Annotated in this window: 16 protein-coding genes; 10 read left to right on the top strand and 6 right to left on the bottom strand. The window is 59.9% G+C overall.

The window, feature by feature from the left end; translation table 11 throughout:
- Positions 1–48 precede the first annotated feature (48 nt).
- From dusA to H147_RS0108495, 3 genes are all read right to left on the bottom strand, one after another.
- The gene (gene dusA / locus H147_RS0108485) at positions 49–1,044 is read right to left on the bottom strand and encodes a tRNA dihydrouridine(20/20a) synthase DusA (protein WP_026352378.1); all 996 of its coding nucleotides are present in this window, start codon (positions 1,042–1,044) and stop codon (positions 49–51) included.
- 171 nt (positions 1,045–1,215) lie between these two features.
- Positions 1,216–1,917, bottom strand: coding sequence for a histidine utilization transcriptional repressor HutC (gene hutC / locus H147_RS0108490; RefSeq protein ID WP_019954929.1), 702 nt, complete (start codon positions 1,915–1,917; stop codon positions 1,216–1,218).
- Positions 1,914–3,281, bottom strand: a complete 1,368-nt coding sequence (locus tag H147_RS0108495; protein ID WP_019954930.1) for a formimidoylglutamate deiminase — start codon at positions 3,279–3,281, stop codon at positions 1,914–1,916. Before H147_RS0108495 ends, hutC begins: the two co-directional genes overlap by 4 nt.
- A gap of 90 nt (positions 3,282–3,371) precedes the next feature.
- On the opposite strand from H147_RS0108495, the gene hutI reads away from it, so the two are divergent.
- The 4 genes from hutI to hutU are packed head-to-tail and all read left to right on the top strand — an operon-like array spanning position 3,372 to position 8,567.
- Positions 3,372–4,556: an imidazolonepropionase gene (gene hutI, locus H147_RS0108500; RefSeq protein ID WP_245541126.1), complete on the top strand. Its 1,185-nt coding sequence runs from the start codon at positions 3,372–3,374 to the stop codon at positions 4,554–4,556.
- Entirely contained in the window at positions 4,553–6,079 is a 1,527-nt protein-coding gene (gene hutH / locus H147_RS0108505) for a histidine ammonia-lyase (RefSeq protein WP_019954932.1), read from the top strand. The genes hutI and hutH overlap by 4 nt, the downstream gene beginning before the upstream one ends.
- 2 nt (positions 6,080–6,081) lie before the next feature.
- Complete coding sequence (gene hutG / locus H147_RS0108510; RefSeq protein WP_026352379.1) at positions 6,082–6,864, top strand: N-formylglutamate deformylase; 783 nt, start codon at positions 6,082–6,084, stop codon at positions 6,862–6,864.
- Positions 6,861–8,567 carry a urocanate hydratase gene (hutU, locus tag H147_RS0108515; RefSeq protein ID WP_019954934.1) on the top strand — a complete coding sequence of 569 codons (1,707 nt, stop codon included), beginning with the start codon at positions 6,861–6,863 and terminating at the stop codon, positions 8,565–8,567. The genes hutG and hutU overlap by 4 nt, the downstream gene beginning before the upstream one ends.
- A gap of 95 nt (positions 8,568–8,662) precedes the next feature.
- Here the strand turns inward: hutU and H147_RS0108520 are convergent, their stop codons facing one another.
- From H147_RS0108520 to H147_RS0108530, 3 genes are all read right to left on the bottom strand, one after another.
- The gene (locus H147_RS0108520) at positions 8,663–11,164 is read right to left on the bottom strand and encodes an ATP-binding protein (protein ID WP_019954935.1); all 2,502 of its coding nucleotides are present in this window, start codon (positions 11,162–11,164) and stop codon (positions 8,663–8,665) included.
- Between the two features lie 41 nt (positions 11,165–11,205).
- Entirely contained in the window at positions 11,206–11,721 is a 516-nt protein-coding gene (locus tag H147_RS0108525) for a putative pterin-binding protein (protein ID WP_019954936.1), read from the bottom strand.
- A gap of 126 nt (positions 11,722–11,847) precedes the next feature.
- Positions 11,848–12,735, bottom strand: coding sequence for a UTP--glucose-1-phosphate uridylyltransferase (locus tag H147_RS0108530; RefSeq protein WP_026352380.1), 888 nt, complete (start codon positions 12,733–12,735; stop codon positions 11,848–11,850).
- A gap of 245 nt (positions 12,736–12,980) precedes the next feature.
- On the opposite strand from H147_RS0108530, the gene H147_RS0108535 reads away from it, so the two are divergent.
- The 6 genes from H147_RS0108535 to H147_RS0108560 all read left to right on the top strand — a co-directional run bounded on the left by H147_RS0108535 (position 12,981) and on the right by H147_RS0108560 (position 20,418).
- Complete coding sequence (locus H147_RS0108535; RefSeq protein ID WP_026352381.1) at positions 12,981–13,595, top strand: response regulator transcription factor; 615 nt, start codon at positions 12,981–12,983, stop codon at positions 13,593–13,595.
- A gap of 110 nt (positions 13,596–13,705) precedes the next feature.
- Entirely contained in the window at positions 13,706–14,935 is a 1,230-nt protein-coding gene (locus H147_RS0108540) for a SpoIIE family protein phosphatase (protein WP_019954939.1), read from the top strand.
- Complete coding sequence (locus tag H147_RS0108545; RefSeq protein ID WP_019954940.1) at positions 14,913–15,257, top strand: STAS domain-containing protein; 345 nt, start codon at positions 14,913–14,915, stop codon at positions 15,255–15,257. The genes H147_RS0108540 and H147_RS0108545 overlap by 23 nt, the downstream gene beginning before the upstream one ends.
- Positions 15,258–15,286: 29 nt before the next feature.
- Positions 15,287–17,446 (top strand): DUF3131 domain-containing protein, encoded by a 2,160-nt coding sequence (locus H147_RS0108550; RefSeq protein ID WP_162561649.1) that lies wholly within the window; start codon positions 15,287–15,289, stop codon positions 17,444–17,446.
- Entirely contained in the window at positions 17,443–18,597 is a 1,155-nt protein-coding gene (locus tag H147_RS0108555; protein ID WP_019954942.1) for an acyltransferase, read from the top strand. Before H147_RS0108550 ends, H147_RS0108555 begins: the two co-directional genes overlap by 4 nt.
- Positions 18,598–20,418 carry a glycosyltransferase gene (locus tag H147_RS0108560; RefSeq protein ID WP_019954943.1) on the top strand — a complete coding sequence of 607 codons (1,821 nt, stop codon included), beginning with the start codon at positions 18,598–18,600 and terminating at the stop codon, positions 20,416–20,418. It abuts the gene before it with no gap.
- The last annotated feature ends 1 nt before the right edge of the window (position 20,419 follow it).

Below are 20,419 nucleotides of genomic sequence, written 5' to 3' on the forward strand. Positions count from 1 at the left end.
CCTGATTTGGCGCTATCGCTATACCGCGGACATGGGAATGGCCAGAGGTCAGGCCGCCTCTTGCGTCACATACGCAAGGGCGGCCAGCACGGTCTGCGGCCCTGCCCCGTCCTGATGGGCATGTTCGGACAGATGCCGCCGCCACGCCTTGGCACCCGGCCGTCCCTGGAACATGCCCAGCATGTGCCGCGTGACCTGCCCCAGTCGCCCGCCGTTCTGCAGATGATCCGCGATATAGGGCAGCATCAGATGCACGACCTCTTCGGCGCTGCGTCCCAAGGGCGCGCCATAGATGCGGGCATCGGCGTCCAGCAGGATATCACAGGGCGTGTGATAGGCCGCGCGCCCGATCATCACCCCGTCAAGGCCGAGATCAAGGACCTCCTGCGCATGGTCCAGGGACGTGATCCCGCCGTTCACCGACAGGTGCAAATGCGGAAACAGCGCCTTCATCGCGATCACAAGCTCATAGTCCAAGGGGGGAATATCGCGGTTTTCCTTTGGGCTGAGCCCTTGCAGCCACGCCTTGCGCGCATGGATCGAAAAGCGGTCCACCCCCGCCGCCGACACGCGCGCGATGAAATCGGGCAGCACGTCCGCCGGTATCTGGTCATCCACGCCGATGCGGCATTTGACCGTCACCGGAATATCGACCGCCGCGATCATGGCGGCGACACAATCGGCGACAAGGGCGGGATTTTCCATCAGGACGGCCCCGAAGAACCCCGATTGCACACGGTCGGACGGGCACCCGCAATTCAGATTGACCTCGTCATAGCCCATATCCGCGGCGATCCGCGCCGCCTGCGCAAGAAGCACAGGGTCGGACCCGCCGAGTTGCAACGCCACCGGATGCTCGGCCCGGTCAAACCCGATCAGACGGTCACGGTCACCGTGGATCACGGCAGGGGCCGTCACCATCTCGGAATACAGCAAGACATGCCGCGACATGAGCCGGTGCAGGTAACGGCAATGGCGGTCGGTCCAATCCATCATCGGGGCAATGGAAAGCCTCGCTGCCGCAGTGGCTGTTCTTTGGGGCATGCTTCGCTCTCCTATCGGCCGCGATCGGGGTTTCGCGCCCCCGCCCCCATACAGCACACGAATTGTACCAGTCCAGTCCCAGGCTGGCGACCTGGGCAATGGGCGATGATCGGGCTGATGGTCGCCGCTGGGTCCATCCAGGGACGGGCGGGTCGTGTACAGCCGCCGACGTCAGTTCAGCGCCGTCAGTTGATATCCCGGCGCGGCCACAGCCTGAACACTTGTGATCGGATCCTGCCCGATCCATGTGGTGCGCTCGATCACAAGCAACGCACTGCCGGGACTGGTCGACAGGTAGACTGCGCTTTCGCCCTCGGCATTCATTGCGTAGAACCGCACATCGACGCGGCTGTAGGGTTTGTGGCGCACCAGCCATTCATTGGCGCTTTGCATGTTCAGATCAACGTCCAGGATGTCGGGCGTCGATCCGGTATGGATCCATCTGTCCTCGAACATATAGGGGCGATTGTCGGCAAGATGCAGCGCCTTGACATGCAGGACGCGGGCGGGTTGCTGGATGCCAAAGCGCGCCATCACGGACAAGGGCGTGTCTTCCAACGCGTGGCTGATCAATTGATAGTCATATTTGCTGCCGCGCTGTTCGACTTCACGCCTCGTGATCGGAATATCGAACGTCGCGCGGGTGACAGGGTCGGTCCGGACATGTGTGCCGCCCTTCCGTATGCGTTCGACCAGGCCGATCTGCGACAGATCCTGCATGGCCCGGTGCACAGTGGTGCGCGCGCAACCCAATTCCGCCGCGATGTCTTCGTCCCGTGGCAGCTTGTCACCGGGGGCATACGTTCTGTGGAGGATGCGTGTGCGGATTTCGTCACGCACATCTGTCCAGGAAAGGCGCGTTTGTCCTTTCAAATGCTGGTCTCCAGCTGGCGGAGTGTTGCTTTGAAGCTGTCGACGATCGCGTCACGTCTGACATGGCGACCATCTTTCACGACATGCCTGCCCGCGCTCCAGACATCGCGGATACAGGCCTGTCCGCCCCCACCAAAAACAAGGCTGTCGAGCGCAGCGTCGCCCCGCCGATTGCAAAGCCATTGGTTATCGTCATCAAGGCCGATCAGATCTGCCCAGGCCCCGGTTTCGATCCGGCCGCTGTTGCGCCCACCCGCCTGCGCGCCACCTTTGATCGCGGCGTCGAACAGGACGCGCCCTGTAGAGCGGTTCGATGTCGCCATGACCGCACGCGACATGTCGCGCAGACGTTGCGAATATTCCAGCGTCTTGAGTTCTTCGAACAGTGAAATCTGAACATTCGAATCAGAGCCGAAACCGATCGTGCCACCCTGCCCCAAAAAGGTCGTGCCGTTGAAAATACCGTCGCCGAGGTTCGATTCTGTCAACGGGCAAAGACCCGCGACCGCGCCCGTCCGCGCCAATTCCATGGTTTCGGCCTGCGACATCTGCGTGCAGTGGATCAGGCACCAGCGCTCATCCACCGCGTGGTTCGCCAGCAACCATTCCGTCGGGCGCGCCCCGAGATGGGCACGCACTTCTTCCACTTCAGCGACCTGTTCGGCCAGATGCATGTGGATCGGACCAGACACCGCTTGCGCCAGCACCGTGGACAGCCCCGCGGGATCGACCGCGCGCAGAGAATGGGGCGCAAGCCCTGTGTTGAAGTCAGGCGAGCTTGCTGCAACCGCCAAGACGGCGGAATCGTGCAGGCGCAGGAAACGGTCGGGATCATTGCCGAAACGCTGCTGCCCCCCGTTCAGCGGGCGCAGATCGCAGCCACCATATTGGTATTGCACCGGCAAGAGCGTCAGGCCGATCCCCGCTTGCACTGCTGCCGCGACAATTCGACCGGACATCTCGGCGAGATTGGCATAGGGCCTGCCGCCAACATCATGGTGCAGATAGTGGAATTCCGCGACCGCGCCATATCCTGCTTCCAGCATCTCCATGAAAACTAGGGCGGCGATTGCTTCGACGTGGTCGGGCGTGAGTTGCTCCAGGAACTTGTACATCAGACGTCGCCAAGTCCAGAAGCTGTCGCGCGGGTCTGGACCGCGTGCTTCGGTCAGGCCCGCCATTGCGCGCTGAAAGGCGTGACTGTGCAGGTTCAACGGGGCCGGCAAAAGCAAGGCGACACGCTGGGTCGGGGTGCGGATTTGCGGACCGACACCAGCGATTCGACCGCTTTCGTCGATGATGATCTCAAGCTCGCCGTGCCAGCCGCCATCGGTAAGCACCTGTTTCGCATGGATGATCTGCAAGGGAACAACTCCGTTGACTTTAATAAGTAGGCACATATTAATATTAAGTGCGCCTTAAAGCAAGGAATCTTGATGGCACCGCCTTTGATCATGACCGGCCTGACAGCCGCCACGATGGTTCCGCACACCGTCAGTTATGGGCTTGTCAGGGATGCCGCGATTGTCGTGGCGGACGGCCACATCGCCTGGGTCGGGCCCGCATCGGACATGCCCGCTGATTATGCCGGACTGGACCAGCAGGCCCATGACGGACGCCTGATCACCCCGGCGCTGATCGATTGCCACACCCATCTCGTACATGGCGGCAACCGCGCCCGCGAATTCGAGATGCGCTTGAACGGCGCAAGTTACGAGGACATCGCCCGCGCCGGAGGCGGGATCATTTCAACTGTCGCAGCAACACGCGCGGCGGGCCAGCCGGACCTGTTGGCCAGCGCGCTGCACCGTGTGGACGCGCTGATTGCGCAAGGTGTGAGTGTGATCGAGGTCAAGTCCGGTTACGGATTGGACCGCGACACCGAACTCAAGATGCTGCGCGTCGCACGCAGCCTTGGGCAACATCGGCCCATTCGCGTGATGACGAGCTTTCTGGGGGCACATGCGGTGCCGGACGGCATGGATGCCGATACCTATATCGACACGATCTGCCTGCCGACGCTTGCCGCAGCCCACGCCGAAGGTCTGGTCGATACCGTTGATGGATTCTGCGAAGGCATCGCCTTTGACACTGCACAGATCGCGCGGCTGTTCGACAAGGCACGCGCCCTTGGCCTGCCCGTCAAACTGCATGCAGAGCAACTCAGCCACATCGGCGGCACGGCTTTGGCGGCCGCTTATGGTGCCCTGTCCGCCGATCACGTGGAATATGCGACCGATACAGATGCCGCAGCACTTGCCGCCGCGGGCACCGTAGCGGTGCTGCTGCCCGGCGCATTCTATAGCATCCACGAAACCCAGGTCCCGCGTGTCCAAGCGTTCCGCAATTACAATGTGGCGATGGCCGTCGGCACGGACTGGAACCCCGGCTCCTCGCCTTTGGGGTCGATCCTGCTGGCCATGAACATGGCCTGCACCCTCTTCCGCATGACCCCCGAAGAGGCGCTGGCAGGCACGACACGCAACGCCGCCCGCGCGCTCGGGCTGACCGATTGCGGCGTCATCGCGCCGGGGATGCGCGCGGATCTGGCGATCTGGAACGTCAGCGATCCGGCGGAACTCTCCTATGGCATCGGGATCAATCCGCTGCATATCCGCATCTTTGAAGGTAGATCATGACCCATATTCTTCGCCCCGGTGCCACGACCTTGGCCACGTTGGAACATCTGTGGCGCGCGGGTGGTGCCGTGCAGCTTGACCCCGCAGCGCGTGCAGCGGTCGAGGCATCGGCCGGCGTTGTCGCCGCCGCGGCGCAGGGCGACACACCCGTCTACGGCATCAACACCGGCTTTGGCAAACTCGCTTCGGTGCGGATCGCACGCGACGACACCGAGACCTTGCAGCGCAACCTGATCCTGTCGCATTGCTGTGGTGTCGGCGAAGCGTTGGAGCCAGCGACGACCCGCCTGATGATGGCGCTCAAGCTGCTGTCGTTGGGGCGCGGCGCCTCGGGCGTCCGCTGGGAGATCTGCACCCTGATCGAAGCCATGCTTGCGCGGGGCGTGTGTCCTGTGATCCCCGTGCAGGGATCGGTCGGCGCGTCGGGTGATCTTGCGCCTCTGGCGCATATGGCGGCCGTCATGATCGGGATGGGCGAAGCGACATTTGACGGCCAGACATTGGACGGCGGCACCGCACTGGCCAAGGCCGGTCTGACCCCCGTGGTGCTTGGCCCCAAGGAAGGTCTCGCGCTGATCAACGGCACGCAGTTTTCGACGGCGCTGGCGCTGGTGGGGCTGTTCGAGGGCTGGCGCGCGGCGCGGGCGGCTGTCGTAACATCGGCACTGTCGACCGACGCCATCATGGGATCGACCGCGCCGCTGAACCCGGCCATCCACAGCTTGCGCGGACATCAGGGCCAGATCGACGTTGCCGCCGCGATGACCCGTCTGCTGGCCGGCAGCGCGATCCGCGAAAGCCATCGACAGGGCGATACACGCGTGCAGGACCCCTATTGCATCCGCTGCCAGCCTCAAGTCACGGGTGCCGCGGTGGACCTGTTGCGTTTCGCGGGAAAGACGCTTGAGATTGAGGCAAATGCCGTCACCGACAACCCGCTGGTGATTGCCGGAACCGGCGAGATCTTGTCGGGTGGCAACTTTCACGCCGAACCCGTGGCCTTTGCCGCGGATCAGATCGCACTGGCCCTTGCCGAAATCGGGGCCATTGCCCAAAGGCGCGTGGCGTTGATGGTGGACCCGACTTTGTCCTTCGATTTACCGCCTTTCCTGACGCCCGCGCCGGGGCTGAACTCCGGCCTGATGATCGCCGAAGTGACCACCGCCGCGCTGATGAGCGAGAACAAGCATCTGGCGAACCCCTGTTCGACCGACAGCACGCCGACCTCGGCCAATCAAGAGGATCACGTCAGTATGGCCGCGCATGGTGCGCGGCGACTGGGGCGGATGACGGCCAACCTCTCGGTCATCCTCGGGATCGAGGCGATGTGCGCCGTGCAAGGCATCGAACAACGCGCACCGCTGACGACATCCGCGCCGCTGCAAGCGGCCATGGCCTGCCTGCGGGCGGTCGTCGCAACCTTGCAGCAAGACCGCTATCTTGCGCCTGATATCAAGGCGGCGGCCGCCTGCATTTCCGATGACAGCCTTGCCACCGCCGCCGGATTGGAGATGCGTGTTTGAGCCTGATCGAGATCACGCAGGGCGACAGCCCGCTTGTGCTGGGCCTGCCCCATACCGGCACCGACATTCCCGCGATATGCCGTGACCACCTGAACGACAGGGGCCGCGCCATTGCCGATACTGATTGGCATATCGACACGCTCTATGCCGGGTTGGTGGACAACGTGACCAGCGTGCGCACGCCGATCCATCGCTATGCGATCGACGTCAATCGCGATCCGTCAGGTGTCAGTCTTTATCCCGGCCAGAACACCACCGGCCTGTGCCCGCTGACAGATTTCGACGGGCTGCCGCTTTATCTGGACGGGCAACACCCCGACGCCGCAGAAATCGACCGCAGGCGCGCCGCCTATCATGTGCCCTATCATACAGCGCTCGCGGCCGAGCTGGCACGGGTCAAGGCGATCCATGGGTTCGCGGTGCTTTATGATTGCCACTCGATCCGGTCACATATCCCGTTTCTGTTCGACGGCACGCTGCCAGATTTCAGCATCGGCACAAATCAGGGGACGACCTGCGCGCCGCAGATTGCTAAAAAAACGCTTGATATCTGCGAAAAAGCAAAGGGTTACACGGTAACTCTCAACGGGCGCTTCAAGGGCGGCTGGACCACGCGCCACTATGGGAGACCGGCCCAGAACCTGCATGCCATCCAGATGGAACTGGCCCAGTCCACTTATATGATCGAGCGCGCCCCCTGGACTTATGTCGACGAAATCGCCGACCAGACGCGCCGTCATTTGCAAAATATTCTCGAAACCCTGTCCGACTGGAGGCCATCATGAGCGACCCCCGCAAGAATACGCGCGACATCTATCCCCCGACCGGCCCGGAACTGACCGCCAAAAGCTGGCAGACCGAAGCCCCGTTGAGGATGCTAATGAACAACCTGCACCCCGATGTGGCCGAAAACCCGCATGAGTTGGTGGTTTACGGCGGGATCGGGCGCGCCGCGCGCACTTGGGCCGATTTCGATTGCATCGTGGCCAGCCTCAGGGATCTGGAGGCGGACGAGACGCTGGTGGTGCAGTCGGGCAAACCGATCGCCATCATCAAGACCCACACAGACGCGCCCCGCGTGCTCATCGCCAATTCCAACCTCGTGCCCCATTGGGCGACATGGGACCATTTCAACGAATTGGACAAGAAGGGTCTGGCGATGTACGGCCAGATGACCGCCGGATCGTGGATCTATATCGGTTCTCAGGGGATCGTTCAGGGCACTTATGAAACCTTTGTCGAGGCCGGCCGCCAGCATTATGGCGGTGACCTGACGGGCAAATGGATCCTGACAGGTGGTCTTGGCGGCATGGGCGGGGCACAGCCATTGGCTGCGGTGATGGCCGGGGCCTGCTGCCTTGCGGTCGAATGCAACCCCGACAGCATCGATTTCCGCCTGCGCACCCGCTACGTGGACGAACGCGCCGACACGCTGGACGCGGCGCTGGACATGATCGACCGTTGGACCAAGGCGGGCGAGGCGAAATCCGTGGGGTTGCTTGGCAATGCCGCCGATGTCTTTCCCGAACTTTACCGGCGCGGCATCCGCCCCGATATGGTGACCGACCAGACCAGCGCGCATGATCCGCTGCATGGCTATCTGCCGCAGGGCTGGACCATGGCCGACTGGAAAGCCAAGCAGGAAAGCGACCCTAAAGCAGTCGAGAAAGCCGCCCGTGCGTCGATGAAAACCCATGTCTCCGCGATGGTGGACTTCTGGAACGCGGGAGTGCCGACGCTGGATTACGGCAACAACATCCGGCAGGTGGCACTGGAGGAAGGTCTGGAAAACGCCTTTGCCTTCCCCGGCTTCGTGCCCGCCTATATCCGCCCCCTTTTCTGCCGGGGCATCGGCCCTTTCCGGTGGGCGGCGCTTTCAGGTGACCCGGAGGATATCTACAAGACCGATCAGAAGATGAAAGACCTGTTCCCCGACAACGCGCATCTGCACAAGTGGCTGGACATGGCGCGCGACCGGATCGCCTTTCAGGGATTACCTGCACGGATTTGCTGGATCGGGCTTGGCGACAGGCACCGCGCGGGGCTGGCCTTTAACGAAATGGTGGCCAGCGGTGAATTGAAAGCCCCCGTCGTCATTGGCCGCGATCATCTGGATTCAGGCTCTGTCGCCTCGCCCAACCGCGAAACGGAAGCGATGAAAGACGGATCTGACGCGGTGTCCGATTGGCCGCTTCTGAATGCGCTGGTGAATACGGCCAGTGGCGCAACTTGGGTCAGCATCCATCACGGCGGCGGCGTCGGCATGGGGTTCAGCCAGCATTCAGGCGTCGTCATCTGCGCTGATGGCACGCCAGAAGCCGCCAAACGGATCGAACGGGTCCTTTGGAACGATCCTGCGTCGGGTGTGTGGCGGCACGCGGATGCGGGCTATGAGGACGCCATCGCTTGTGCGCGCGAAAACGGGCTGCGCTTGCCGCGTATTCTGGGAATGGCGCCATCGCGCGATGTTCAAAACGCACAGGACTGACCTGTCCCATTCGAGCTGATCAACGCCGCGCCCGCAGGCCATTGGTCACACGCCCAGCGCAGGCGGCGGACCAATGGCCTGCGGGACCGCCTGCGCTAGCGCGAAAGCTGCGATTTCGTTGCTGTCCAGCTGGCCGTAAATTGGGCCACATTCGCACGTATCCGGGTGATGTTTCCGGCTTTGGCGGCGGTCTCGATGGCCCTGAGTATCTTGCGCAACTCATCGGCACCGAACACTGCGGCGCTGCCGGCGACCTTGTGGGTGCGGGCTGCGATTTCGAGGAAATCGCGCGCCTCGTCAGAAATCAGCCATTCGTGGTATTCGTCGACCTCTGTCACAAACCGCGATCTGAGCTTGACGAATGCCTCTTCGCCCAGCGCCTCGCGCGTTTCGTCGCTGTGGCTTTTGTTGATCATGTTCGTCTCTTCATCGGTGGCAAGGCGACTTGTCTGGGAAAGAAGCGTGCGCAAGGCATTGCGCGAAAGTGGCTTGGTCAGGATGCTGTTCATCCCCGCAGCAAGAAACGCCTGTTGCTCGTCCACCATGACGTTGGCCGTCAGGGCCACGATCACCGTGTCCTTCGAAGGACCGTCGCCGCTGCGTATCGCGCGGGTGGCGGTACGACCGTCCATCAGCGGCATGCTGATATCCATCAAGATAAGATCAAACCGTCGCCCATTGGCGGCCTCGACACCCTGTGGACCGTCATGGGCCTCGGTGACGGAATGCCCTTCGGCAACAAGCATCTCGCGGGCTACCATGCGGTTGATTTCGTTGTCTTCGACCAGCAACACATCGAGCGACCGTGTCAACGGCAACGCCATTTCGTCAGCGATCGGTTCCTCGGGGGCCTCGGTTTGCACAACAGGCAGCCTGACCCAGAACGTGCTTCCTTCGCCCACCACGCTGTCCACGCCGATTTCGCCGCTCAACGCATGTACGAAGCGCCGTGCGATGCTCAGCCCCAGACCGGTGCCACCCGCGACCCTGTCATAGGCGGCGTTGCCGGTGACGAAATCGTCAAAGATACGTTCCGCGAGATCTGCGGATATGCCCGGCCCGGTATCCGTGATCTTGATCATCAACTCGGCATTCTGCGCTTGTCCGATATTCTCGACGGTGACCGAAACCTTGCCGCGCCGGGTGAATTTCACAGCGTTTCCGATCAGGTTCATCAGCACATGCTGAAGCCTGTCGTGATCGGACAGGACCCAGCCCACGTTTTGCCCGATCCAGCGCCAATGCAACGAGGTTTCGTTATGCGCGGCCGTGCTTTTCTGGTTATCGACGATCGCTTGCAGCAACGCGGATATGTTGACGGGTCGTGACCGAGTACTCAGCTTGCCCGCATCATAGCGGGTGATGTCCAGAACATCCGAGATGTGGCTTATCAAAAGACGGCCCGAGGTTTCCATATAGCCGACATACCGATCTTGCAGCGGGTTCAGTTTTGTATCACGCAAAAGCAGCATGTTGCCGAGCAGACCGTTCAAAGGTGTGCGTATTTCATGGCTCATCGTCGACAGGAAATCCGTCTTCAGCTTTTCGCTTGCCAGCGCCTTGTCACGAGCTGCGACAAGCTCGGCTTCGGCTGCGACGCGATGCGAAATATCTCGCAGGAACGCGATGAAGATTTCGCCTTCATCGGTCATTGCGGATTGGATCGCAAGTTCCACGGGAAAAACACGGCCTTCGCGATGCTTGGCTTCCATCTTGACGCGCCCTTTGCCAACGACGCGTTTTTCGCCGTTCTCGCGCATCCTCTCCATACCGGCGTCATGCGCCTTGCGCATGTGGTCGGGCACGATCACCGCGCCGATATCCCGGCCAAGGACCTCTTTTTCTGCATAACCGAAAATCCCCTCGGCCGCCGGGCTGAATTGCAAGATCAATCCCTGAGCGTCGCACACGATGACACCGTCGAGGGATGTCCCCATGACGGTGCTCATGCGTGTCGATGTTTGTTTGTTTTCGCGTTCGCGGCGGTAGATCCGGACGTTCAACTGGTAGAGATAGAGAATGGCCAGCAAAAGCATGCCGATCAGGCCCGCAATCGCCAGGGCAAGCTGCGTCAAGGTCCGTGCGACCTTCTCTCGTTGAGAATCCGCCGCAATCGCGGAAATGTCGAGCCCGGAATTCCCCAAGGCCCGCACTGTCGGCAGGATTTCCGACGCCAACATCCCCAACCGTGGAATTTGCTGCAAGACCACAGCATCAGGCACATCCACGATGCGGACAGCCTCGTCGAGGAACCGGCTCAGGTCCGCCAGATGCTGCCGAACCGTCGCATCAGCGCGCAAAGCTTCGAACACGGTTGCTTCATTGACGGTTCTCATCCGGCTGAAGAAGATATCGAACTCCTGTCGGAGCTTCGTCAGGTCGACGGGATCACGCTCGATCTCTTGCGCGAATTCAAGAAACTCGACCTGCGTTTGAACCAGCGACCATTGGACGTTGTCGGATCGCGCAGAACCCAGCAACCGGATTTCCCGCGAAACGTTGTAGGACAACAAGGCGATCGCGCCCGCAGCCACAAGACCCGCGACAAATGCGATCCCGCGCCCCTTGCGATTGGTTGGCAAGATCGTGAAGAACACCTGATGTCCCTTCGGTTGAAGACGTAGGCTTTGCCACAGGGTTACTGGACGATTTCCACCCTGTCGAGTTGCCAGATGCTGCGCGAATAGATCACCTCGGACCGATAGGCGCTGTCGCTGTCATAGGGATAGATGATCCAGAGCGGGCCTTTGTCGCGGACTGACATAAGCTCACCATCCATCAGATACGCGATGATCGGCCCGCCCGTGACAGCATCGCCGAACGGGATTTCGACTGTGTAGTCATTGATCGCCGTTGCAAGGAAACCACCGCCCCGCATACCGAACATGGCGGCAAAATCCGCAAGGGAAACGCCGATGAAATCATGCACGCCATCAGTCCAGATGGTCGAGGTTTCAAATGACGTCGCTGGCAAGGCCATCAGCATATCACGATCCAGACGCAAGAGATCGCCATCATTGGTTACCGTGATGTTGCCCGACACCGTCAAAACCACATCAGCGGCCGGCATTGCCATATCCTGTGCCCTGGCGAGCGACCCAAAGCTGACAGCCAGGGACAGGCCAAGGGCGATTTTGGTCAAATGTGCGAACATGGGGCATCCTTTGCGATTTCCGCCCCTTGTCTGACATCGAACATGCCCGAATGCATGAGGGCAAAAGGATATCGTACTACCCTTTCGGATAGGTCAATTGCTGTACCAAAATCGACCCGTTCGGGATCAGGCCACCAGCCGCAGTCGTTTGCGGCTGCGGTCGATAAATGCCGAATACTCCTCGCATAGATCAGCCCTGCTGAGCGCAAATGCCGCCGTGGCTTGGACATAGCCTTGGACGGACCCGCAATCGAACCGCTGGCCTTCAAACATATACCCCGTGACACCAACAGATTTGACATCGGCATTGATGGCATCGGTCAACTGCAATTCGCCACCCGCACCGGGGCGCAATGTGTCAAGGCGATCCAGAATGGCACTGTCCAGAATATAGCGCCCTATGACCGCCTTTGTTGACGGTGCCAGATCGGAGCGCGGTTTTTCGACCAAGCCGCGCGCGCGTGCAAGCGCGCCGGCTTCATCTTTGACATCAAGAATACCGTACATGCTGGTCTGGGCGCGGGGGACATCCATGATCGCAACCATGTGCCCTCCGACGCCGCGATGTGCATCGACCATTTGCGCCAATGCACCACGGTCGCCCTTGATGACGTCATCCGGCAAGATGACCGCAAACGCCTCGTTTCCGATCAGGTTCTTTGCCTGCCGGACCGCATGGCCAAGGCCCAACGGCTGGGCTTGACGCAGGATGGTCAAGGCTCCCTCGGGCATGCGCGTCACACCCAGCGCGGCAAGTGCCTCGGTCTTGCCGGACGCCTGAAGGCGTGCCTCCAGCGCAGCCGCCGTGTCGAAGTAATCCTCCAGCGCCCCTTTGCCAGCCGCAGAGACAAAGATGAACTCCTCGATGCCCGCCTCGCGCGCCTCATCCACGGCGTATTGGATCAACGGGCGGTCAACAAGCGGCAGCATTTCCTTTGGGATCGACTTCGTCGCCGGAAGAAAACGTGTACCCATCCCGGCAACTGGAAAAACGGCTTTGCGAATATGCGACATTGGTACGTCCCTTGATCAATCTTGCTTAACGGCTTGATCGGACGAATGATGCCTGTCCCACAACAGCGCAGAGGGACAGCCATGCCGCGCGAATGCCTTGGACGGATATCAAACGGAGGCAGCGCCTATCCAATGTGATAGGCTGGATATCCAAAAGAGAAAAAAGCCCCGGGATTTTCGAAAATCTATGCCATTGATTGGTCATAGTCGCCAGCTATCCGGCCCCAATGTAACGAGGAAGCATCATGAGAGTGTTAATCGCCGACGATCATGACCTGTTAAGAGACACGTTGGTCCTGTTTCTGGAAAACCAAGGTCAGATGGACACAGCCGCTGTCGGCACCTTTGCGCAGGCAATCGAGCGTATCCAAAACGACGCGCCCTATGATCTGATCTTGCTGGACTACAACATGCCGGGGATGAACGGGCTGGAAGGTCTCAAATCCGCCATCGCCATGGGCGGCGGCCAAAAAGTCGCGCTGATGTCCGGCGAGGCGACGCGACAAATCGCAGAAGCCGCCCTGGACGCTGGCGCCGCGGGGTATGTGCCCAAATCGCTTCCAGCGAAATCGCTGGTCAACGCCATCAAGTTTATGGCCATGGGCGAACAATACGCGCCGATCGACTTCATGACAGCCGCGGATGCCGACCAGACGAACCCCTTGGCTGACAGGTTGACCGCGCGTGAATTGCAAGTCCTCAAAGGGCTGACGGAAGGCAAGTCGAACAAGGAAATTGCCCGCGATCTCGATATTCAGGAACCAACGGTCAAGCTGCACATGAAAACGCTTTACCGGAAACTGGATGCAGCCAATCGCACGCAAGCAGCCTTGATCGCACGCAAGGCGGGACTGTTCTGAAACCCACCCGTTCGGGTAGGTTGTGGTCCCAAAAGCGTTTCACACTTAGCCGCCCGCGTTGATGAAAGACTTCATTAACCAAGATACCTCCTGCCCCAAGGAGATATCACATGACCGCCCTGCCCCTGTTACAGACACCGTCGCCCGGTCTGAAAATCATCGTCGCCGAGGATTCAGATTTGCAAAGGCTTTACCTGTGCAGCCTGATCACCGGGCTTGGTTTCCAAGCCATCGAAGCCAAAGACGGCGCGACGGCGCTTGATCTTCTCGCGCGGACAGGCGCAGAGATCGTGATCAGCGATCTTGACATGCCTCACCTCGACGGTGTTGCTCTGACACGCAAAATCCGCGCTCTTGAACTGGATCAATACGTCCATGTGATCATGGTGACAGGCGCGGACGACGTCGCGATGCGCGACAAGGCGCTGCGGGCAGGCGTCGATGATTTCATTTCCAAGGGCAGCAGCACAGCCCTGTTGAAAGCGCGGTTGCAGACTGCCGTGCGCCTGATCAATCACGCCGGTGAATTGGCCGACCGGACGCGCATCATCAAGGCAACCAACGACCGCATTCAGCAGGACCTGCGCGCGGCGGCGGCGGCACAACGCGCGCTTTTGCCCGATTTGCACGATGACATCATGGGCTTTCGGGTTGCGTCCGCTTTTGTCCCCTCGGCGATTGTCTCGGGCGATATGTTCGGTTGCTTTGCGCTGAACGACCGCAAACTCGGGCTTTATGCCGTCGATGTGTCCGGGCACGGGGTCCATGCGTCGCTTTTGTCGGTGGCGATCGGGTATCTGATCACGCCGGATTATTTCCGCACCCATGCGTTTGATGCGCAGGGCGAGCCGGATCTTGCACGGATGGTCACCGCATTGAACGACCGTTTCAGCGCATCCGAAAATGACGCCTATTTCACTATGATCTGCTGTGTGATCGACAGGGTCACGGGTCGGCTGGATTTCTGTCAGGCTGGCTATCCTGCGGCCGTCTATGTCGACCAAGCGGGATGCGCGGTGCCGCTTGGTGATGGCGGGTTTCCCGTCGGGATGTTCCGCAGCGCAACCTACGAAAACAACGTCCACCAGATCAAGACAGGTGCGGCGCTGGTCATCTGCTCTGATGCTGCGGCAGAGGCCGAAAACCCGGCACAAGAAATCTTTGGCACCGCACGCGTCCGCGACATCGCGCGCACGTTCCCCGAACGCGGCGTCGATGACATTCCGCATGCGATCGTGCGTGCATTGAACGTTTGGCGCAATGGCGAGCCGCTTGAAGATGATCTGACGGTTGTCGCCCTGGAAAGGAAGAATACCCATGATACACACCACAACATTTGATAACGGTTTCACCATCATCAGACCCGGCGCCGCACGTCTGACGGCTGCGAACGCAAAAACGTTCAAGGACGAAGTCACGGACATCATCAATGGCGGGGCCAATCGGGTTGTCATTGACTTCAAGAACGTGTCGTTTCTCGATTCCTCTGGTCTAGGGGCGCTGGTCGGCGTTCTGAAAAAGGTCGGTCACCGCGGCGAGCTGGTTGTTTCAGGACTGAACAGCGACGTGCAACAGATGTTTCGGATTTGCCGCATGGACCGGGTTTTCACCGTCTACAAGGATGTGGAAACGGCCACGCAGTCGATGGCTGAATTCCAGTGATCAAAAGCCGCCATCAGATGCAGAAAACCTTGGCTGATATTGACCCGATGGTCATGTCGATCAAGGCGGCCGTCTGTGTGGCGCTCGATCAAGCGACGGTATTGCGCTGTGAAATCGCAATCGCAGAAGTGCTGGCAAACATCGTGAGACATGCAAAGCCGCAAACTGCCGAGGCCCTTTTCGACCTTGTCGTGACCAAAGGCCACGATGCTGTCGTCATCGAAATCTTCGACCCCGATGGGGCAGATCCATTCGATCCGCGCGACCATGCGTCCGACCCGGTGACAATCGACCCCTTGGCCGAAGGCGGACGCGGGCTTGGGCTGATCCTCGCCTGCGCAGATACCGTCGCCTACGGCCCTGTCCATGGGCGCAACCGTCTTGTTTTGACTTTCTTCAAGGCGCGCAAGGAACCGACCGAACCCCAACAAGCCGATTGCACCGCAATCAGGAGAAGATTTGTGAAAAAAGATACGATTTCCAGTTGGTTGCTCGCAATCGCCTTGGCGGGATCTGGCCTGTCATGGGCCACCCCTGCGGTGACGCAGGACAACACGACCACCACCCGCGCGATTTCGATCAACGGTGTTGCCGTTGATGGATTAGCCAATGATCGCATGACCACAGCGCCGGGCGAGGCTTTGACCATCCTCGCGTCAGAGCCGGACGCAGAGGCCTGTGTCCCCGGTGCACGCAGCCCAACTGGTGCGCATTTCGGCCGCAGCGGTGCATTGACCGCGCGTGAATTTGAAATGGCCAAGACCGCCTGGTCCTACTTCGAGACGTTCTATCAGCCCGAAACGGGATTGGTGAATGCGGTCGGGAACTTTCCGTCGACGACCTTGTGGGACACGGCATCCTACATCAGTGCGCTGGTCGCGGCATTCGAATTATGTGTGATCGACAAACGGGAACTGGACGATCGTGCAACACGGATCCTGCGCACGCTGCGCAACCTGCCTTTGTATCGCGGCGAAGCCCCGAACAAGGTTTACCACGCCGCCACCGCGGAAATGGTCAATTATGCAAACCAGCCTGGCGAGATCGGCATGTCAGCGAATGACATCGGCCGCCTTCTTGTCTGGTTGCGCATCCTCAAAGAACGCCACCCTCACCTTGCCAACAGCGTCGACAACGTCCCGATGCGTTGGAACTTCTGCAACCTGATCAACGACGATGGTCGCATGTTCGGGTCGTTCACCCAAGCCGACGGCGCAACGCGCTATGTGCAGGAAGGGCGTCTGGGATATGAGGAATATGCGGCAAAGGGCTTTGCGCTTTGGGGTTTTGACGTCGATCGCGCCATGTCGCCCGAACCTTTGGAATATGCCTATATCTACGACATCCGCGTCCCCTATGATGGGCGCGACCCACGTGTCTTCAAAAGCCAGAACTATGTTCTGACCGAAGGCTATATACTTGATGGGCTGGAACTTGGGTGGGACCTGCCTACCGATCACGCGAACGACAATATGGTCGCCAGCAACGGCTGGCGGGCCGAGTTCGCCAACCGGATCTATCTTGTCCAAGAGCGTCGGTTTGAACGGACGGGCATCATCACCGCCCGCTCGGAGCATCAGGTCGAAGGAAGCCCCTATTTCGTCTACGACAGCATTTTTGCCGATGGCTACCCATGGAACACCCTTGATCCGACGGGCGAATATCAACCCGACCGCGCCGCCGTTTCCGCAAAGGCTGCGATTGGTTTGTGGGCGCTTTGGGACACACCCTATACCGATTTGCTGTTCGAGACTGTCGCCGACCTGTCGGTGCCGGATCGCGGGTTCTACGAAGGGCTTTATGAAAACGGCAACGGGTTCATTCCCTTGCAGACCGCCAACAACAACGGGGTCATTTTGGCGGCGCTTCTTTACAAGGTGCAGGGACCCATCCTTCAGCATGTGAACCAGAACACACAAGTCTGGGACACAGCTTTCGCGGGGACAGATATCCGGGCGAACAAATGCCACCCCAACCCCGCCATAGAGGAAATCACCTGCTGTGCCTGCGCAAGCCGCACCGCTGTCAGACCCGTCATTCCGGTTGAAGAATTCCTCTATTGCCGTCCGGTCATCGCCGGAGGCGACGTTGCCGCCACCGCGTGCAGCACGCAAGAACACCGGCTTGCACCGCTGCAGGCACGTGAGGTGGTTGCACAAAGCTGCCCCGCACCAGAGGCAAGCCAATGAGCATCGCGTCAAAACCACGTCTGGTCTGGTTCGATGCCAACCGTGTATTCGCAGCTTTCGGGGTCGTGCTTATTCACAGCTCAACCGATTTCAGCGGTCAGGCCTTTGCGCAGGCGACGCCGGGGGAGCGGGTGATCCCGGTCTTCCTGCGGTCGATCGGCGAGTTTTCGGGCTCTGAGATGTTCTTCATGTTTTCGTTGTTCCTGATGGCGATGCGCGTGGACAAGGCGACGCCGCGCTATGGCAGCGCAATTTCCACGCAGGCCCAAAGGCTGCTTGTGCCGTTTCTGTTCTGGGCCGTATTCTATGCGTTCTTCCGGCTGCTCAAGGCCGATGCATTCAACTATGCACCCTACATCTGGGACCAGCTTGGCCAGACAAGGAACTGGTTGGGCTATCTGATCCTGGGCAAATCCCAATACCACATGCATTTCCTGCCAACGCTCTTTGCACTGTTCCTGTTCTACCCCGTCATGCGCGCGGCCACCCGCTATCCTGTGCTGGGACTGACTGTCGTGATCACCATCGGCGTGATGAACAATGCGCAGGCGTTCCTTTGGGGCTTGGACATCGACCCGATGCTGCGCGACTATATGCTGCGCGCCATCAAGATATTCGGCTACGTCGGATATGGGATGGCGGCTTTTGCCATCTATGGGCTTTGGAACGATGGCATCCCACGCGGGGAATCACGCCTGATCCGGCGGGTCGGTTTTTACTTTGCCGGTCTTGCCTATGTCGCGACCTTCCCGTTTTTCCATGTCGCTTTCGAGACCGGAGCATGGGGCGTGCGCGCTGGCTGGGATTTTTACGGTCATTTCCTGATGCCCATCTTTGTCTTCTTCATCTTCATCGGCGGGCAATACCTGCATTGGTCTGAACGCTGGAGCAAACTGGCCCGCTATACATTCGGCGTTTATCTGGTTCATCCGCTTGTGATCGACCTGTATGACATCGCGATTTTCACCACTGGGCTTTCGCCGTTGATGGACCCCTGGATGATCGTCGCTTTGCGGTTTGCCGTGGCACTGCCGATGTCATTCGCCATCGCGATTGGCCTTTCAAAGGTCCTTCCCTTGGCATGGACCGTCGGTCTGGGACCAAACCCTTGGGAAATGCTGCAATCCCGCACCCTAGCGAAAGCCGTCTAGATGGACGATTATTTCCTCAGATATGAAGATCGCAAACCAGAGCCGCCGCTGCCGTATTCGGCACCACGCGAATTGTTGTGGCAGTTTCTTGCGATTGTCGCGCTGATCGTCGGTGCCTGGTACATCTGCTGGCGGTGGACGGCCTCTCTCAATACCGCGGCGATGTGGTTTGCTGTCCCTCTCGCAACCGCAGAAAGCCTGGCCTACGTCGGGATGATCCTGTTCGTCTTCAATCTTTGGAAAGACGATCCGATCGAAATCCTCGACCCTCCGGCAAAGCTTGGTGATATTGCGCCCGACCATCCCGAAGGCGACCGCCCCCTGTCCGTCGATATCATGTTCGCCACCTACAATGAGGATCCCGATCTGGTGCGTCTTGGCATTCGGGATGCCAAAAACATGACCTATCCCCACCCGATCGACATGCACATTCATGTGCTTGACGATGGGCGCCGTCCAAAGATGCGTGAGGTCGCGCTGGACGAAGGTGTGAACTACATCGCGCGCACCACAAACGAAGGCTTCAAGGCGGGCAATTTGCGGCATGCCATGGCACAGACGTCCGGTGATCTGCTGGTCATCTGCGACGCTGACACCCGACCTTTTCCAACATTACTTGCGAACACGTTGGGCCATTTCAAGGACCCGAAAATGGCCTGGGTCCAGACCCCGCAATGGTTCTACGATTTGCCGGAAGGCGAGGCGCTTGACGCGGCACTGGGCCGACGCTTTGGTCAAAAGGGCGCAACATGCGGCCACGCGATACAAAAGGTCATCGGTCCTGTCCGTCTTGGTGCCGATCCTTTCGTAAGCGACCCCAAGATGTTCTACGACATCATTCAACGCCGCCGGAACTGGGCAAATGCATCCTTTTGCTGCGGTGCAGGCTCGATCCATCGCCGCGAAGCCGTGATGGAAACAGCGTTGCGCCATTTCGGCGCCAAAGTTGAGACCCGCGCCCATGCCACCGAAGAAGCCATCACCGTTTCAAGCAAGGAACGCGACATCGCCCCCGAGCTGATGCAAGCGATCCGCACAGAGGCGGCTGTCGCAGAAATTCTGACGCCCTATCACTTTCACGTCTCAGAGGACATCTATACGTCGATCACGCTGCATGCGGATCGTGAACGCGGCTGGAAATCACGGCTGCACCCGACCGTGGAAAGCAAGATGCTCTCTCCGCAGGACCTGCTGACCTGGACTGTGCAGCGCTACAAATATGCAGGCGGCAGCCTTGATATCCTGATCCATGACAATCCGCTGTTCCGCCGTGGGCTGACGTTTTCCCAGCGGATGATCTACGCCGCGACGTTCTATTCATACCTTGCACCGATCTGGAACGTGATCTTTCTGATTGCCCCCGTCGTCTATCTTTTCACGGGGATTTCGCCGGTCACGGCCTACTCGGCCGAGTTCTTTTGGCACCTGATCCCGTTTCTCGTGACGTTGGAACTGGCGATGATGGCGGGGACATGGGGCGTTTCGGGATATGCGGCGAAAGCCAGCTATCTGTCGTTCTTCCCCGTGGGTCTGCGCGCCATCGTCTCGGTGCTGAAAGGCAAACAGATCTCCTTCAAGGTCACATCGAAGGTGCGGCAATCGGGGAACTTTCTTGGTCTGGTCAAACCGCAGATTGCGGTCGTGGCCCTGACATCGCTTGCAGGCCTCTGGGCGGTCGGGGCGCTGATTGCGGGCACCACGCCGCATTCGGCAACGGGCGTCGTATCGAACATCCTCTGGGGACTCAACAATTGCCTGGCGATGCTTGGCATCATCGGCGCGGCGCTGTGGTTGCCACGCGCGGAAGAAGGAACCGAATGAA

This window comes from Yoonia vestfoldensis DSM 16212, from assembly GCF_000382265.1.
Lineage (GTDB): Bacteria > Pseudomonadota > Alphaproteobacteria > Rhodobacterales > Rhodobacteraceae > Yoonia > Yoonia vestfoldensis.